Origin of the sequence: Pseudomonas machongensis (assembly GCF_034961125.1) — a bacterium.
Classification (GTDB): domain Bacteria; phylum Pseudomonadota; class Gammaproteobacteria; order Pseudomonadales; family Pseudomonadaceae; genus Aquipseudomonas; species Aquipseudomonas machongensis.
In genome coordinates this window covers 201,683-219,641 of sequence record NZ_JAYFUI010000180.1, presented here as the reverse complement: position 1 = coordinate 219,641, position 17,959 = coordinate 201,683, and the positions used below count along the sequence as shown (strand labels likewise).

Here is a 17,959-nt window from a genome sequence, read left to right as displayed (position 1 = left end):
CGCTGCGGCAATCACACCATTTAGCAAACGCGTGAAAACGATAATAAATTCACGCTTCGCACGGTTCTTTTACAATTTGAAACAAATATGACTTATCGCCTCCTTATCGTCGGAATCCTCCTGTATCACTAGGTCCGGCCCCATGAAAACCTCGAACACCGACGCCCCTGGCACAACGTCCTCGGACAATCCCCTCGCCCGTTTCGAAACTGCGGTCACCCGCTCGCTTTCCAACTTCAAGGACACGCCAGACCCCACGCCGGCCGGCAACAAACGCTTCGTCGTCGCCGCCGCGGTCGACAACAAGAAGGAAGCGGAAATCGCCGCCGCACTGGCCACCCACGACCCGGAAGTCATCAAGCACCTCAACGATCCCAACCTCGCCGATATCGGCAACACCGGCATCCCGCTGGCCAACATCGCCTCGATCACCAAGCTCTCCGACAACGTCCTGGACCTCAAGACCCGCGACGGCCGCGACATCGTCATCATCAAGCAGATGACCCCCTACCTGTTCGACGGCATGGCCAGCAAGACCGACGCCGTGGACGCCCTGAACAAGAGCAAGGCCGAGGGCTATCGCATCGCCCAGGCCGGCGATGTGCCGCCGGGCATGGACGACTACAAGTTCATCGGCCCTGCCGACGAAGTCGGCCCCGGCCTGATTCGCTACGAAACCCAATCCGGCGACAAGGTGATCGTCGCCAACGAGACCAACCATGCCCTGTTCGACCAGGTGAAGTCCGACGGCGAAGCCCTCACCCTGATCAACAAGAGCGAGCAGGAAGGCTATCGCCTGGCCAGGGCCGACGAGCCCGCCGACGGCATCAAGGCCATCGGCACACCCGAGGAGCTGGGCCACGGCCTGATCCGCTACGAAACCGAAAGCGGCGAGAAGATCATCGTCTCCCAAGGCATCAGCCCGGATCTCTATGCCTCGATGAGCAAGGAGTCCAATGGCATCTTCGGTGTCGACGGCGCGGTCGACACCAGCTGGATCGACAATTCCAAGTACGCCAGCGGTGTGCGCGACTGGGACACCATCACCGGCAACAAGGGTGCCGACAAACCCTCTCAAGCCGAAAAAGACCTGGAGCGCCCGCGTGCCGCATCCAAGATGCTCAGCGACAACTGGGACAAATGGGGCCTGCACGACCGCAAGATCGACTTCTCCAACCCGCCCAGCGACCTGCCGCCCGAGGCGCAGGCCACGCTCAAGTACCTGGCGGGCAGCCCGAGCCTGATGAACGCCCTGGACAGCGGCGGCCTGGGCAAGAGCGATGGCGTCATCACCCACGCCGATGTCGACAAGTTCATCAGCCAGCAGAACAAGGACCTGTCGGCCGCCTCTTCTTCCTATTCGAAGTTCCTCTCGAAAAACCCGGGCGCCTCCGACCTGGCCAAGGAAAACGCCAAGTCCGCAGCCATCGTCATGGCCAACATCTCGCTGGTCAGCAGCGCTGGCCCGCAGATGGAAGGCGCCAACCAGCGCGCCAACAACGGCAGCCTGACCACCGACAACCTCAACGCGATCAAGTCCGACAGCGGCCTGAGCCCCGAGCTGACAGGCGCTGCCGGTTACTGGTCCAACCCAGGCATGTGGCACGTGATGGACTCGGCCGGCGACCACCCCGCGACCGCCTCCTCCGACGGCATCGTCCAGCAGAAGAACATCGGCGCCTGGCTGGAAAACCAGGCACCGAAGGACGACCACGGCGTGCTGATGATGCTCAGCAACGCCTCGATTCGCGGCTCCCTGGCGGGCGTGGACACCTCCAAGCTGACCAAGGACGTGCTCGAGCACCCCGAGAACTACGACGGCAAGACCAAGGCCGCGGCCATGCTGGAGATCACTGACGCGCGTGTGCGCCTGCAGGCCAGCGACAAGGTCGACGGCGACCTGTATGCCGGCATCACCGCCGACAGCCAATACCACCTCAACCCGACCAAGTCCAAGGTCATGAAGCAGCTGGACGATGCCATCTCCAAACTGGGCAACGACGCGGACGTCAAGGCCTACATGGCCGCAAACCAGGGTCCGGGCATGCGCGACATCATCAACGCCGACCCGGCGATGAAGAAGGCGCTGCAGCACAGCCAGGACAGCCAGATCAACAGCGGCAACATCATCAACACCGCCCTGGCCACCAAGGATGCCAACGGCAACCCGCTCTCGCTGCCCGACGCCCTCGCCCTGGCCGGTACCGATGCAACCCTGACCGACCTGGCCCTGGGCGGCGACGGCAACGTCGACCTGGCATCGATCGCCGACAAGTCGGGCAAGTCCGGGGATATCGAGCAGTATTTCCGCGAACACATCCTCAACGGCAAGGACCTGGAGGATGGCCTGTCCAAGGGCGGCGACCCGATGACCGTCATCGGCCAGTACGCCTCCAATGCCGCGCTGTTCAAAGAGTTCCTCGGCGACAAGGTGACGCCGCAGGAAGCCTCCGAAGTCGGCCAGCGCATCAACCAGGCAGTGTCCGATTCACTGATCGACGGTGCCGACAACACCACGCTCAAGGATATCTTTGGCGACGGCAGCGGCAACTTCGATGAAAACAAGGCCAAGGCCATCATCGACAAGGCCATGGCCGACGATCCGGACATGTTCAAGGACTCCAGCGGTGCGCCGATCCGCCCGCAGGATGTGATCTCGATGCTGCGCTCGGTGTGGGACACCAACCGCCAGGGCGAGAAGATCAGCGACGTCCTGCCCAAGTCGATCGACGGTCTGAAGCTCAATGTCAGCGAGTCCTACAAGCAAGGCCTGCTGCACATCGGCAGCGCCCTGCTCGCCGGTGGTGTGCTGGCCGCACGTTCCGCCACCGGTGGCAACAGCCCGACCGACAACGCCTCGCGGGTTTCGGCAGGCATGCAGTTCGCCGGCCTGATCATCGAGAGCGGCACCAAGTACGCCAAGGAAGCCGGTTATGGCATGGTCTGGAAACCCACCCCGGTCGACCCGTCCAAACCCGCGCCGATCGGCGAGTTCCCGACCGGCAACATGGTGCAGAACACCGACGGTATCAACCGCCTGGGCAACCTGGGTAAGGTCATCGGCGGTGCGGGCAGCTTCATCGGCGGCGTGCTGGGCCTGATCAGCGGCGTCAACAGCGCCTTCGCCGGTGACAAGCTCGGGGCCGGCTTCTCGCTGACCACCGGCGCGCTGGGTACAGGTGCGGCGATCACCTCGATCATCGAAGGCGGTGCGGGCCTGTTTGGCCTGGCCGATGTCGGCGCCATCGCCGGTGCCTTCTCCGGCGTGCTGGGCTGGGCCACGGCGGGTATCGGGCTGGTAGCCGGGATCGTGTTGCCGATCATCGAAGTAGCCAAGCGCGAGAAGATGCAGGACCAGTTCTTCGGCGAGCTCAAGCCGGTGCTGGACAAGTACGACCTGACCGGCGGACCGATCACCCAGGAGGATCGCGACGAGGAGTACAACTTCGCCTACGGCTGAGGCAAGGCTGCCCGCGCCTGCTGGCCTGCGATGCAGGGTTGTCAAAACCTGCGTGGGCCTTGTGGGAGCGGGCTTGCCCGCGAAAAAAACACCGCGCTGCCTGGCACGGGCTACGCCCGTGTTCCCGGGACAAGTCGGGGCGAACCGCCGTTCCTACCGGCACCGCGATCTGCTGTAGGAGCGGCCTCGTGTCGCGAAATGAGGGCGAAGCCCTCACCTGCAGGCTCAGGGACATCCACCATTCCAATGCGCGAAGCAAGACAGTTGTTCCTACAACTGCCCTCCACCACACCTCAGCAAATCAAACCGGCATCGCCAGTGATCGCAGGACTATAACCACCTGATCCTACGCGCGCTTACTTCGCCGCCTCGGACAATTGCTGGATCAATGCCACTGTCAGATAAAGCCTCGGCGCGATGCTCGACAGCTCGATGTACTCGTCATCGGCATGCAATCCCGCTCCCACCACACCCATGGTTTCAAGCACTGCCGGCTTCTCGCTGCCGGGCACGTAGGCATAGCCCGCATCAGTCCCGAAACGCATGGCGATCGGCTCGATGTTGCGATCGATCTTCGCGTAGAGCGTCTGGGCGGTTTTCGCCAACTGCTCGGAGCCGGCGTTCTTCGCCAACGGCGGGCGGCCCTTGTCGAGGCGCACCGTCACTTCGGTGCCGTCGATGAGTTTTTTCTGCACCAGGCGTTGCGCGTCGGCCAGCACTCGGTCGCTTTCGCTCAGGTCCGAGTAGCGCATGTCCGCCTCGGCCGTGGCGCTGGCGGGAATGATGTTGCGCTTGTCGCCTGCCTTGACCATCGTCCAGTTGACCGTGGTGCCTTTGGCCGGGTCACCGAGGTCCTTCAACTGCAGCATCTGGTGGGCCAGCTCCATGGCGGCATTACGCCCAGCCTCGGGTGCGGAGCCTGCGTGGGAAGACTTGCCTTTCACTTCGAGAAATACGCCATTGATGCCATTGGTCGCGACCGTCACCGCATCCTTGTCCGGTGGCTCGTACGAGAACACGTAGTCATGCTTGCGCGCCAGCTCCGCGATAATCGCCTTCGAGCCGCTGGAGCCGGTTTCCTCATCCGGGTTGAACAATACGGTCAAGGTGCCGAAGCCTTTGAACTTCTCGTCCTGCAGCAGCTTCAGCGAGTGCAGGATCATCGCCACACCACCTTTGGCATCGGCCACGCCAGGCCCATAGGCACGCTCGCCCTCGACCTTGAACGGCCGCTTGGCAGCGGTGCCCGGCAGGAACACCGTGTCGTAGTGGACCATCAGCAGGAACGACTTGCTGCCGGTGCCCTTGAAGGTGCCAACGATATTGTCGCCCGCCGAGGGGCTTGCAGGGCTGGTCTTGACCTCGGCACCCAACGCCTTGAGCCGCTCGACCAGCAGGGCGCTGACGGTTTTCAGCCCCGGCGCCTGCCCGGTTCCGGTATCGACATTGACCAGTTGCTTGACGGTCGCGAGATAGGCCTTCTGCTCGGCTTCGGCCTTTTTCAGTAGCGCGTCGGGAGTCAGGTTGGCGGCAAGGGCGGAAAACGACAGGAATGACAAGGCGATGGCAGCGGCGATCGGTGAGCGTCGGATGGGCATGCGAAGTCCTTTATCAATGCAAGGGGAACCTGCAGCTTTGACCATCGACGGCGGCGGCGCCAGCTTTGTAGACCATTTGATGAAGTGCTGGCCATTGGCCTTGATGCAAGAAACCCCGCGATTGCGGGGCTGGGGGGAGTTCAGCCGACGAGCTTGATTATCAGTGCGGTGATGCCCGCCACTGCGGTTACCAGACCGGTAGCGATAGCGACCGGATACCAGAAGACTCCATGGGTCAGCTCTTCTGAATCGGCATCGAGCTTGCGAGTCTCTGCCATCAGTTTGATAATTTCGACGTAAATCTTCTCTACTTCAACTTGGATTATGTCGCTAACTGGATCGTTGTGCCGCCGATAGGACAGCCCGTGCGTGCACGACTAAATACAGGTCGCAATTATGCCAAGGCGAAACGTCGTCGCCGGTAGTCTGAGATGACAATCGGAGAGCCTTACAATGACTCGAAGCGCTTGCTTGGCCGCTGTTTTGACACTGACTGCAACGACTGCTTTTGGCGCCCCCAACTACAATCATCTCTACGCTTTCGGTGACAGCTACTCTGACAACGGTGAGGGTCAAAACCTCACCAGAACATTGGTTGCACAACAGGTCAAAGATGCACAAGAGCTACCAGGCTCGTTGTACTGGAGGGGACGCTGGAGCAATGGCCCCACTGCTGTCGAGGGTTTGGCTCACGCTTTGAAAATCCCCTTGACAGACTATGGTATTGGCGGGGCCAAAAGTGGCAACGGCAATTACTATGCCTGGATGGGCCCATATCGCAATACTGGAGTTTTCGGCCAAATTAGTGATTATCTCAAAGCCGTCAAAACCCACAAAGCGGATCCCAATTCGCTCTATTTTATTTTTGTCTCAGCCAACGATTTTTTTGAGTGGGCCGACTTTTCACATTCAGAATCAATTGAAGTACTAAGTCAAAACAGCGTGACGAACATCCAGAAGGCTGTCGAGAGGCTGATAACTGCGGGCGCGAAGCACTTGATGGTAGTGGGAACGACGGATTTAAGCCATGTGCCGGCCGTGGTACAGGGCAACCAAGTCAATAATGCCTCAGCCTACCAGCAGATACTCGGGCAAAGACTGCCTGCCGTGCTGACAGCCCTTGTCAACGCCCACCACATCAATATCACTTACTTCGACCATTTGGCCTTCAGCAGCACGCTTCGCTCGGCGCCCGGTGCTGCAGGCTTAATGTATCTCGATACACCGTGCCAAGCCACCTATCCTCAGATCAAGCCCGTGTGTGAAAATCCAGACGCCCATTATTACTGGGATGAATGGCACCCCACCCGCAAAGTCCACGCGCAGGCCGCGGAGCGGATGTTTGAAACGCTGTCGTTGCGCCAGAGCACCATTCCACGCACTCAGCTCGACCAAGAACAAGGCAGACAAGCTCGATCCAGCGATGCAACAGACAAGTAATGGCAATCAGCACTATCATTTTTGCCAGTTGCCCACCTACCCGCGGGTAAATACAGTCGTCCTGAAAAGCGGCGCGCTCGACAGCGTTGGCTGCTCGTACCCAGTGATTGGAGGGGACTGTGCAAAGTTCAATATTCCATCAAACACCATCAATAAATGTACTCGACAATCGTGGCCATACCGTTCGTCAAATTGAGTATCACCGCTCACCGCTTGCAGCGAGTGCAGTCGACGCGCGAATCACCCGCCGTCGCTACAGCGGCACGGGCATGCTTGTACAGACAGCCGATCCGCGCTTGCACCGTACGGGTATTGCGAACTTTACCTGCCTGTATGATCTGATTGGCCAGCCACTACGTACGCAAGGTGTTGACGCAGGGGTAACGATTGCCTTGGGCGACATCGCCACACGGCCAGTTATGTCGATGACCGGCATTGGCGTTACCGACGCTGGGCAGGATAATTTAAATGACGCTGTATGCCACTCTTTATCATATGAATCTGCCCCACTACCAGGGCGTCTCACCGCTGTTAGCGATAACCCGACAGCTGAGCGGCCCAAGATTGCTGAACGCTTTATATATGCAAGCAACAGTCAATACGAAAAAGATCGAAACTTGGCAGGCATTCGGGTCAGGCACTATGATACCGCTGGCATGATACAAACCTCCAGCGCGGCCCTCACCGGAACAATATCCTGTACCGGGAGAAAATTATTGGAACAGTCAGACGACGAAAGTTTTCTGGTTGACTGGCGGGGCGAGGATCCTAGTCTTTGGGACGCGATGCTCGATAAAGTAACAATCTCAACATGCCACCTCTCAGATGCCATGGGTTCCGTGCTCGCCACGCTGGATAGCGCTGGTAATCAGCGCGGCATGGCAAACAACGTGACGGGTGCACTCACTAAACGCTGGGTAGCACTTAATACCCAAGCGCCACAGGTCATTATTGCGTCGATTGAGTACTCGCCAACCGGTAAACCTCTGAGGGAAAAACACGGCAACCATGTTCTGGTGACCTATACTTATCAGTCCCAAACCGAGCGGTTGAGCGCAGTTCGGATAGAGCGAACCGGCGACACTAAAAAAACCTTACTTTATTTTTTCTACCATTACGACCCTATCGGAAATCTTCTCTCCACTACCAACGACACCGAGGCAGTACATTTCTCGAACAATCAGAGAATAGAACCTCGCAACACATTTCAATATGACAGCCTCTATCAACTCACAAGCGCTAGCGGTCGCGAGATGGCTGACAGTGGCGACCACCGTCGGCGTATGCCACTGGCAATGCTTTCTTCACCTTCAACCCAGACCAACTATAGCCAGTACAATCAGCAGTACAGCTATGACGATGGCGGCAACCTGTACCAGATCCAACATACCACTCAAAAAAGTTCAAAAAATCACACTCGAAAAATAACCGTAAGCCATCGAAGCAACCGCGCAGTGCCAATAGAACTTGCCAACGATGCCACTGAGGTAGATGCACTCTTCCGTTTCAGCGGCCATCAAAAAAAGTTGACACCCAGTCGATTACTGCATTGGACAAGTCGCGGAGAGTTGCAAGCAGCAACGCTAAAAAACGGCGTGCACATGGAGCACTATCGGTATGACGGAAACCGCCAACGCATTCTAAAAATCAACCGCTCACACCACAACAATACAGCACATACGCAGTCTACGGTTTACCTTCCTGAGATGGAGGTTAAACAAGTGATAACCGACGGCAACGTTAGAGAACACCTCGATACGCTCATCTTTAATAACGCAGGGTGTGCAAGCGTTCGTGTCCTGCACTGGGAGCTCGGCAAGCCAGCAGAAATTGTCAACGACCAGTTCCGCTGGAGCTATGGCAACCTCAATAACAGCTGTGAGCTGGAGTTGGATGGCGAAGGCAACATCATCAGCAAGGAAGAATACTACCCATATGGTGGGACGGCTATCCTCACGGCGCGCAGCCAAGTGGAGGTGAATTACAGAACTGTTCGCTTCGCGGGAAAAGAGCGAGATGCGACAGGACTTTATCACTTCGAATATCGATATTATCTGCCTTGGACGGGGCGCTGGATAAGTGCAGACCCGGCGGGCACGATTGATGGCTTAAATTTGTTTACCATGACAAAAAACAACCCCACGACCTTCACCGACAGTATGGGTTTAGTCACACTGAACGACAACATCAGCAACAGACGCGGCGACCTCATTTACGGGCTACACAGCGAACGAGTCAAGTACATGGGAGGGGTCATAGAACTGATATATACAAACCACCCCTCTGCACCCTTTGTGATCATGAACCAATATACCGACCGCATTGCCGACATCACAGAGGCTGCCACACGCAAAGCGAACCCCTTGCTATCAAGATCGGAGCTTGAGAAGGTAATAGCCCCGCCAACCAAGCTGCAAGAACTGGTTGAAAACGGACGCAACCACCCCTTGTGGAAAAGCTACTTCTCCATACAAAGCACGCACAAAAAATTCAACATTAACGAGATCTACCAAGATGTAAAAGACCACCCAAACAAAACCCCCTATCACACTTGGGATACAACAAGCATCGCACCAAAACTTCTATGGAAAAGAAGTAGCAAGCTCGGCATTGAAATGGCAGCCAGTGACGCCGGCAACAAAATTCATTTCGTACTCGATGGCCTTGACTACTCAGCCATCCTTAGCAAACAAGGGTATGAAGGACAATCTGTAACGTCTAGCGAGTTGCGCTACGTCTACAGAAACAGGTCAAGATTGAATGAAAAAATCCACTTCTACGAAAAGGGCGAGGAAGTACCCGCACCTTGGGTCTCAAACCCCACTCAATGGAAAGCTTACACGCCACGTGTCAAGCCAAAAACACCAATCGGACGTTTGATGTCACGGCTGAAATTTTAAACCGCCCACTCGTATTTCAAGCGACGACCCGTAGATTCAAACGGAGTAGGCCCCTGGCATGGATTTCTATGAAGAGGACAGCTAATACGGGTTCATCTGCGTTTGGCTCGGTCGTAATCTTCCCCCAGGCTAAAGCCACGGTTAATTGGTAGAATATGCCATTCAGCCTCTCCATTCGGTCAGCACCGTTAAGCCTGGTATCAATACGTGTCCCCAATGTCTCAAGCATTTGCAGCAACCCAGCGTCCTGAACCCTCCCGCCGGTTCAGCGTTGCCCCCATGATGGATTGGACCGACCGCCACTGCCGGTACTTCCTGCGCCTGCTCTCCCAACGCGCCCTGCTCTACACCGAAATGGTCACCACCGGCGCCCTGCTCCACGGGGATGCGGCGCGTTTCCTGCGTCATGACGAGTCCGAGCACCCGCTGGCCCTGCAGTTGGGCGGCAGCAATCCGGCTGAGCTCGCCGCCTGCGCTCGTCTGGCGCAGGAAGCGGGCTACGACGAGGTCAACCTCAACGTCGGCTGCCCCAGCGACCGGGTGCAGAACAATATGATCGGGGCCTGCCTGATGGGCCATCCGGCGCTGGTGGCCGACTGCGTCAAGGCGATGCTCGACGCGGTCGAGATTCCGGTGACGGTCAAGCACCGCATCGGCATCAATGGCCGCGACAGCTATGCCGAGCTGTGCGACTTCGTCGGCCAGGTGCGCAACGCGGGCTGTCGCAGCTTCACCGTGCACGCACGGATCGCGATCCTCGAGGGCCTGTCGCCAAAGGAGAACCGCGAGGTGCCACCGCTGCGCTACGAAGTGGCGGCGCAGTTGAAACAGGACTTTCCGGACCTTGAGCTGGTGCTCAACGGCGGGATCAAGACCCTCGACGAATGCCGCACGCACCTGCAGACCTTCGACGGCGTGATGCTGGGGCGCGAGGCATACCACAACCCGTACCTGCTGGCCGAGGTGGATCAACAACTGTTCGCCAGCGACGCGCCCGTCGTGACGCGCAGCGAGGCAATGGCGCGGCTGATGCCGTATCTGGTGGCGCATGTGGAGAGTGGCGGGGCCATTCATCACATCACCCGGCATATCCTCGGCCTGGGCCAGGGCTTCCCGGGGGCGCGGCGGTTCCGCCAGTTGCTGTCGGCAGACATTCACACGGCGGCCGAGCCGCTGAAGGTGGTCGAGCAAGCGGCAGAGTTGCTGGCCGGACGCTAGGGGAACCCTGGGCGGGGGCTGGACTCGAAGGGGGAGTCGACGCCCCATCCAGGGGCTGCCATGTGGCCATCGCGGGGCCAGCCCGCGCCCGCATGATGCAGGATAGCCTTAGCCGGTGTTTGGCCTTGAGTGGCCGCCAGGGCTCGGGTAATGTCAAGACACTCACAGGACAGAGCATCAGGACAGAGCACGCCCATGACCTCAAAGCTGGAACAACTCAAGCAGTTCACCACCGTGGTCGCCGACACTGGGGACCTGGATGCCATCACCCGCCTCAAGCCGGTCGATGCCACCACCAACCCGTCGCTGCTGCTCAAGGCCGCGGCCATCTCGGGTTACGCCGACCTGCTCAAACAGGTCAAGGCTGATGCCAAGGGCAACGTCGACCTGGCCTGCGACAAATTCGCGGTGGCCGTGGGCGCGGGCATTCTCAAGGTCATTCCCGGGCGTATCTCCACCGAAGTGGATGCACGCCTGTCGTTCGATGAGCCGGCGTTGCTGAACAAGGCCCGCCAGCTGATCGCCCTGTACGAAGCTGCCGGCATTTCCAAGGATCGCGTACTGATCAAGCTGGCCTCCACCTGGGAAGGCATCCGCGCCGCCGAGAAGCTGGAAAAGGAAGGCATCCAGACCAACCTCACGCTGCTGTTCTCCTTCGCCCAGGCCCAGGCCTGTGCCGATGCCGGGGTGTTTCTGATCTCGCCGTTCGTGGGCCGGATCTACGACTGGTACAAGAAAAGTACCGGCAAGGAGTACGTGGGCGCCGAGGATCCCGGCGTGCAGTCGGTGACACGTATCTACGACTACTACAAGACCAACGGCTACGACACCGTGGTCATGGGCGCGAGCTTCCGTAACGTCGGGCAGATCGAGCAACTGGCCGGGTGCGATCGCCTGACCATCAGCCCGGAGCTGCTGCAACAGTTGAGCGACGACCAAGGCGAGCTGCCACGCATCCTCAAGCCGGGCAATACCGGCGAAGCCAAGCAAGTGCTGAACGAGAGCCAGTTCCGCTGGGCGATGAACGAGGATGCCATGGCCACCGAGAAGCTGGCCGAGGGCATTCGCCAGTTTGCGCGCGACCAGGAGAAGCTCGAGGCGTTGATGGCCGACAAAGGCTGATACATATCCGAGTTGTGGAACGGGCGGGAAGTACTGAGTATTTCCCGCCCGTTTGCGTTTATGTATTCGAAAAAGAGGCTGTCGACCCATCGCGGGACAAGCCCGCTCCCACAGAAGCATGTGCCCTACCACGGAATAGGTGCTGCTGTAGGAGCGGGCTTGTCCCGCGATTGGGCCGGCAGCCTCCCAACAGATGGAAGCAATGACCACCACCCTCCCCCTAGTTCTCGCTGGCCCCGTACTGCGCCGCCTGGAACCGCAACGCCTGGCCATCTGGCTGGTCGCTTCACGACCACTGAATCCCAAGTTCGTGCTGGACTGCCCGCACGTCGGCAGCCAACTGGAGTGCCAGGTCGTCGCCATCGGCGAACATGCTCATGTACACCTGCTGAACCTGCACTTCGACCAGCCCTTGCCCGAAGATGTGCTGCTGGAGTACGACCTGCACCTGGACAATGATCAGAGCATCGCCGACTGGGCGCCGCACCTGCTGTACCCAGGTGCCAGTCGTCCGAGCTTCGTGTTGCGCAAGCGTATCGATCCATTGCTGCACGGCTCGTGCCGCAAACCCCATCACCCCGCCGCCGACGGCCTGCTCTGCGCCGACCGCCTGCTGCTCGACAGTCCCCCCCCTGAACAACGCCCGGCACTGCTGATGATGACCGGCGACCAGGTCTATGCCGACGATGTGGCCGGCCCCACGCTCAAGGCTATCCACGGCTTGATCGAACGCCTGAAGCTGTTCGACGAGCCACTCGACGGCGCGCTGGTCGACAGCGGCCAGGCGCTCTATCGTCATCCCGCCTGCTACTACCATCGCGCCGACCTGCTGCCAGCCCAGCAGGGCAATGAGCCGCTGCGCCGGCGTTTCTTCCGGGGCAAGCGCAAGCCGATCTTCTCGTCGAGCAATGCCGACAATCATCTGGTGACCTTCGCCGAGGTCATGGCCATGTACCTGCTGGTCTGGTCGCCCACACCCTGGACACTGGTGGGGCTGGAGGCGCCCGAAGGGCTCTCTGTCAGGCGCCAGCAGCGCTACCAGGACGAACTGCCGCTGATCGAGGCGTTCCGCGACGGCCTGGGCCAAGTGGCGCGCGTCATGGCACACCTGCCCTGCCTGATGATCTTCGACGACCACGACATCACCGATGACTGGAACCTGTCGGCGCAATGGGAGCAGACCGCCTATGGCCACCCCTTCTCGCGTCGGATCATCGGCAACGCCCTGCTCGGCTACCTGCTGTGCCAAGGCTGGGGCAACGACCCCAAGGGCTGCACGACGCTGGTCGAGGGATTGCAGGCACTGACTGCAGATACACGGCAAAGCGCATTGGACGGTGAGACCCTGGATACACTGATCGGCGATCTGCTGCGTTTCCAAGGCTGGCAATACGACCTGCCCAGCGACCCACCGCTACGCGTACTGGACACCCGCACCCGGCGCTGGCGCAGCGAAAGCAAGCTGAGCAAGCCGTCCGGGCTGCTTGACTGGGAAGCGCTGTGCGAACTGCAGCAGGCTCTGCTTGATCATCCGTCGGCAATCATCGTGTCACCGGCGCCGATTTTCGGGGTCAAGCTGATCGAGACGGTGCAGCGAGTGTTCACTGCGCTGGGCTACCCGCTGCTGGTGGATGCCGAGAACTGGATGGCCCATCGCGGCGCCGCTCAGGTGATCCTGAATATCTTCCGCCATTCCCGCACGCCAGGACACTACGTGATCCTGTCCGGGGACGTGCATTATTCATTCGTCTATGAAGTGCTGATCCGCCACCACCAACGCAGCCCACACCTGTGGCAGGTCACCAGCAGCGGGATCAAGAACACCTTTCCAGTGCGCCTGCTGGATGTGCTCGACCGTCTGAACCGCTGGCTGTACTCACCGCGCTCGCCGCTCAACTGGTTCACCCAGCGCCGATCGATGGAGGTGGTGCCGCGCGTGCCAAGCCGAAGCAAGGCCGGGGAGCGGCTGTGGACTGGTGCGGGCCTGGGGCAGGTATTCTTCGACGAGCAGGGGCGGCCGGCGCGGGTTGTCCAGCTGAGTGCCGAGGGCGATGAAGCGACGGAGTTCGTGCGGTGTGGTGAGAGGGACCGCTAGCGGATCCCGGGGCGCCATTGGTGCCGAATCAGGAACGCTCCAGCGCACTCACCAGATCACTAAACGCTTCGCGGTTGGAGTCGTTCAGGCCCATGAGGATCTTGTGCGCCTCCAGCACCTTGGAGCGCACCACCTCTTCGTTCTGATCCTGCGATGGCAAGTCGCTCAGGCAATCCGGGCATGGCAGCGGACGGTCGACGATGTTGAATACCTGGTCGAACCCCATCGACTGCAATAGCCGGGAAATGTCCGGGTTGGTAGTGACCACGGTCGGCAGCAGGCCGACCTTCTGCCGCGACAGGATCGACAGCTTGGCCAGCAGGCCCAGGGTGGTGCTGTCGATGCTTTCGGTTTCGGTCAGGTCGATGACGATGGCCGAGAAATTCAGTGCGGTGAAGATCTTCTCGATCGTCGCATCCAGCGCCGAACACAGGGTCAGGCGCACTTCACCGACGAATTTCAGCACGAAGGTACCGCTCTGCTCGGCGAACTGGATTCTACCGGTACTCATTGAAGGTTCCTGCTCAACACCAATAGGGCGATATCATCCGGCATCTCCCCAAGCGTAGCCAATCCGAATCGTTGGCGCAGCCCGTCCAGGCTGCCCCCCGCGGTCTTGACGATTTCCGGCAAGGCCGCCTCCTTATCTTTGAGTGTATCCCCGGGCAAAAGGTCCAGGATGCCATCGGACATGAGCGTGAGGCTGAAGCGCGGCGGCAGCTCGAGCACATGGTCCTGGTAGGTGGCTTCATCGAACAGCCCCACCGGCAGGCCACGGCCTTCCAGATAGCGGGCTTGCCCCGGGGTATAGAGCACAGGCAGCGGCAGGTGGCCGCCGACGCTGTAGGTCATCAGGCCGGTGTCTTCGTCGATCACCCCGCCGACCATGGTCACATGCTTGCCCAGCTTGCAGTTGATCAGGCCACGGTTGATGTGCGCCAACACCTGCGACGGCTTGAACTCGCGCATCTTGCCGTTGCGCTTGAATTCGAACAGCAGGCGGGTGGTCATGAACTTGAGCAGCACGGTGACGAAGGCCGAAGACGCGCCATGGCCGGACACGTCGGCCAGGTAGAAGGCGATGCGGCGCTCGTCGACGCGGAAATAATCGGTGAAATCGCCGGAGAGGTAGAGCGAGGGAATGATCTGGTGGTCGAACGACAGATCGCCCGCAGTCCACGGCTTTTCCGGCAGCATGTTCATCTGCACCTGGCGACCGGCGGTCTGGTCTTCCTGCAGCAGGTGCAGACTGGCTTCCAGCTCCCGGTTGGCAGCTTCGAGCTTGTCGCGGTAGCGCTGGTTCTCGAGCACCAGGCGCGAACGGTCGAGCGCACGGCGCACCGAGTGCTCGAGCACGGCAAGGTCTTCCAACGGCTTGATCAGGTAGTCGGCCGCGCCCAGGCGCAAGGCCTCGACCGCATCGCTCATGACGCCCGCACCGGATACCACGATCACGGGCAACTGCGGAGCGTGCTCGGTGATCCGGCGGATCAATTCGAGGCCGCCCATCTGCGGCATGCGCAGATCGCAGATCACGAGGTCGGGCTGGTGTTCTTCGAAGACCTGGAGCCCCTGCTGGCCATTACTGGCCTGGAGGACGCTGAAGCCACTGTCTTCCAGATAGGCGGCGAGGCTTGCACGGACCACGTCGTCGTCATCGATGATCAGCAGCGTTGCACTGGTTTTCTGCAGGTGGGCGAACGGCGCCGATTGGTTGGCGTAGCGGACATCGGCAAGGGCGACGGACGGCTACTGGAATACTCTGTGACCACTTCTCTTTGAGGTGTAGGACAAGAAAACCTGTCCGGCAAATCGCAGTGGTGCCCTGTAAGGCGCAGACGGTACTCCCATCCGCGGGGCGTTTCAAGCATACGAGGGTCGAGTTCGATGTGCTAATCACCAGCGGTTATTTGGCAGGGCCGTTTGGCATACGGTTGGGTATAGAAAAGCCCTTGAGCGGCCAGACAATTACAGGATGTAAATGCCTGGCTACTCGCGGGCAGGTCTGGAGAAGATCAGGTTTCAGCGACGACCGATGTGCGACGACACACTCCACAGATCGACACCACCGTCTGTGGCATGACGGTCGATGGCGGCCAACTCGTCAGGGGTGAACTGCAGATTGCCCACCGCATCGAGGGAGTCGTCGAGCTGTGCCAGCGTACGTGCGCCGATCAGCGTCGAGGACACCCGCGAATCACGCAGCACCCAGGCGATCGCCATCTGCGCCAGGGTCTGGCCGCGGGCCTGGGCGATGTCGTTGAGGCCGCGGATTCGCGCCAGGTTGTCATCGCCGAGCATGCGCGACGGCAGCGAACCACCCCGAGTGGCGCGCGATTCGCTTGGCACGCCCTGCAGATACTTGTCGGTGAGCATGCCCTGGGCCAACGGCGAGAAGGCAATGCAGCCGACTCCCAGATCGTCGAGCGTGCCGAGCAAGCCCTGCTCGATATCGCGGTTGAGCATCGAGTAGTTGGGCTGGTGGATCAGCAGCGGCACGCCTTCAGAAGCCAGGATTGCTGAAGCTTCGCGGGTCAACTCCGGCGAATAGGAGGAGATGCCCACGTACAGGGCCTTGCCCTGGCGGTGCAACTGCGCCAGCGCGCCCATGGTCTCTTCCAGCGGTGTGTCGGCATCGACCCGGTGCGAATAGAAAATGTCGACATAATCCAGGCCCATGCGTCGCAGGCTCTGCTCGCAACTGGCGATCAGGTGCTTGCGCGAGCCGGTCGGGCCGCCGTAAGGGCCCGGCCACATGTGCCAGCCGGCCTTGGTGGAGATCACCAGCTCATCGCGGTAGGCGGCAAAATCCTGGGCCATCCAGCGCCCGAAGTGTTCTTCGGCGGAGCCGGCAGGCGGGCCGTAGTTGTTAGCCAGGTCGAAGTGCGTGACACCACGGTCGAAGGCACGGCGCAGCAGGCTGCGACCGGTCTCGAACTGATCCACGCCGCCGAAGTTCTGCCACAGGCCCAGGGAAATGGCCGGCAGTACCAGGCCGCTGCGCCCAACACGACGATAGGGCATGGCGCCCTCATAGCGACCGGGATCGGCAAAATAAGTCATCAAGTCCACCTCTTGGTCTGGTTACATGCTAGGCAGTGCGCAGCCTGTCGGCGCGACCACCGCTGAATCCATTCAATCAGCAAACGCGTGAACTTCAGACAGAAAAGAACTCAGCGCCATGCTGAACCATTTTCATCATTTGGTCAGACCAGGCTCATGAAAGGCCCTGATCGGCTCGAATCAACTCGATCAGCTGACGCAGGGCGGGTGGCGTCTGGCGGCGGCTGGGGTAGTACATCACCAGTGGCTCGTCGCTGGAGGCCCATTGCGGCATCACCACTTCCAGCGCACCGCTGCGCAGCTCTTCGCGCACACGCATTTCCAGGCAGTACGCCAGGCCCAACCCCGCAACTGCGGTGCCAATGGCCATGTCGCTGGCGTTCAGGCGCAGCGGCCCCGGCCCTTCGATGCGCACCTGCCGTTCTCCGTCACCCAGCTCCCAGGGGTAGACCGAATCGTCGCCGATACGCATCTGGATGCAGCGATGCTGCATGAGCTCGGCGGGCGATGTGGGCCGGCCGTGCTTGTCCAGATATGCAGGCGCGCCAACCACAACCCAACGCAACGCGCCGGTCAGCGGGATGGCGATCATGTCCTGGGGCACGGTTGCACCGAAGCGGATGCCGGCATCGAAGCCTTCGGCAACGATGTCGAGCATGCGGTCGTCCATCACCAGGTCGAGGTGCACCTGGGGAAAGCGCGACAGGAACCGATCAAGCACCGGCAGGATCAGCAGGCGCCCCGCGTCATGGGGAATGTTCAGGCGCAGGCGACCGACGGGCGCCTTGCGGTGGCCTTCGAGGGCATTGAGGCCGTGGCCGATGGCTTCGAAGCCCTGGGCCAGGGACTGCATGAGGTCGCTGCCGGCGGCGGTCAGTGCAACCGAGCGGTTGGTGCGATTGAGCAGGCGGACTTCGAGGCGATCTTCGAGCTTCTTCATCGTATGACTCAACGCCGAGGCGGTCAGCCCGAGCTCGTTGGCGGCATCGACGAAACTGCCGCGACGTGCAATGGTGAAGAATACGTTCAGGTCCGCCAGATCGGAGCGCTTGAATGCCGCCAT

12 protein-coding genes are annotated in these 17,959 nt (G+C 60.2%); 6 read left to right on the top strand and 6 right to left on the bottom strand.

What is annotated here, in order from left to right:
• Window positions 1-142 precede the first annotated feature (142 nt).
• Window positions 143-3,460 carry a type III effector HrpK domain-containing protein gene (locus VA602_RS16940; RefSeq protein ID WP_323453760.1) on the top strand — a complete coding sequence of 1,106 codons (3,318 nt, stop codon included), beginning with the start codon at window positions 143-145 and terminating at the stop codon, window positions 3,458-3,460.
• Between the two features lie 356 nt (window positions 3,461-3,816).
• Here VA602_RS16940 and VA602_RS16935 read toward each other — a convergent pair whose 3' ends face one another.
• Window positions 3,817-5,058 carry a M20/M25/M40 family metallo-hydrolase gene (locus VA602_RS16935; protein ID WP_063545601.1) on the bottom strand — a complete coding sequence of 414 codons (1,242 nt, stop codon included), beginning with the start codon at window positions 5,056-5,058 and terminating at the stop codon, window positions 3,817-3,819.
• A gap of 140 nt (window positions 5,059-5,198) precedes the next feature.
• Window positions 5,199-5,336 (bottom strand): hypothetical protein, encoded by a 138-nt coding sequence (locus VA602_RS16930; protein ID WP_323453759.1) that lies wholly within the window; start codon window positions 5,334-5,336, stop codon window positions 5,199-5,201.
• A gap of 175 nt (window positions 5,337-5,511) precedes the next feature.
• Between VA602_RS16930 and VA602_RS16925 the strand changes: the two genes are divergently transcribed.
• From VA602_RS16925 to VA602_RS16905, 5 genes are all read left to right on the top strand, one after another.
• Window positions 5,512-6,498 carry an SGNH/GDSL hydrolase family protein gene (locus VA602_RS16925; RefSeq protein WP_323453758.1) on the top strand — a complete coding sequence of 329 codons (987 nt, stop codon included), beginning with the start codon at window positions 5,512-5,514 and terminating at the stop codon, window positions 6,496-6,498.
• A gap of 119 nt (window positions 6,499-6,617) precedes the next feature.
• Window positions 6,618-9,398 (top strand): RHS repeat-associated core domain-containing protein, encoded by a 2,781-nt coding sequence (locus VA602_RS16920; RefSeq protein WP_323453757.1) that lies wholly within the window; start codon window positions 6,618-6,620, stop codon window positions 9,396-9,398.
• 216 nt (window positions 9,399-9,614) lie between these two features.
• A complete protein-coding gene (gene dusA / locus VA602_RS16915) occupies window positions 9,615-10,616 on the top strand; it encodes a tRNA dihydrouridine(20/20a) synthase DusA (RefSeq protein WP_323453756.1) in 1,002 nt (333 codons plus the stop codon).
• 195 nt (window positions 10,617-10,811) lie between these two features.
• Window positions 10,812-11,738 (top strand): transaldolase, encoded by a 927-nt coding sequence (gene tal, locus VA602_RS16910; RefSeq protein ID WP_063545613.1) that lies wholly within the window; start codon window positions 10,812-10,814, stop codon window positions 11,736-11,738.
• A 202-nt stretch (window positions 11,739-11,940) separates the two neighbouring features.
• Window positions 11,941-13,833, top strand: coding sequence for an alkaline phosphatase D family protein (locus tag VA602_RS16905; protein WP_323453755.1), 1,893 nt, complete (start codon window positions 11,941-11,943; stop codon window positions 13,831-13,833).
• Window positions 13,834-13,861: 28 nt separating this feature from the next.
• Here the strand turns inward: VA602_RS16905 and rssC are convergent, their stop codons facing one another.
• The 4 genes from rssC to VA602_RS16885 all read right to left on the bottom strand — a co-directional run bounded on the left by rssC (window position 13,862) and on the right by VA602_RS16885 (window position 17,959).
• Entirely contained in the window at window positions 13,862-14,344 is a 483-nt protein-coding gene (rssC, locus tag VA602_RS16900) for an anti-sigma factor antagonist RssC (protein WP_323453754.1), read from the bottom strand.
• A complete protein-coding gene (gene rssB / locus VA602_RS16895; RefSeq protein ID WP_153774534.1) occupies window positions 14,341-15,525 on the bottom strand; it encodes a two-component system response regulator RssB in 1,185 nt (394 codons plus the stop codon). The genes rssC and rssB overlap by 4 nt, the downstream gene beginning before the upstream one ends.
• Window positions 15,526-15,855: 330 nt before the next feature.
• Window positions 15,856-16,896, bottom strand: coding sequence for an L-glyceraldehyde 3-phosphate reductase (gene mgrA / locus VA602_RS16890; RefSeq protein WP_054894424.1), 1,041 nt, complete (start codon window positions 16,894-16,896; stop codon window positions 15,856-15,858).
• 154 nt (window positions 16,897-17,050) lie between these two features.
• Window positions 17,051-17,959 (bottom strand): LysR family transcriptional regulator, encoded by a 909-nt coding sequence (locus VA602_RS16885; protein ID WP_323453753.1) that lies wholly within the window; start codon window positions 17,957-17,959, stop codon window positions 17,051-17,053.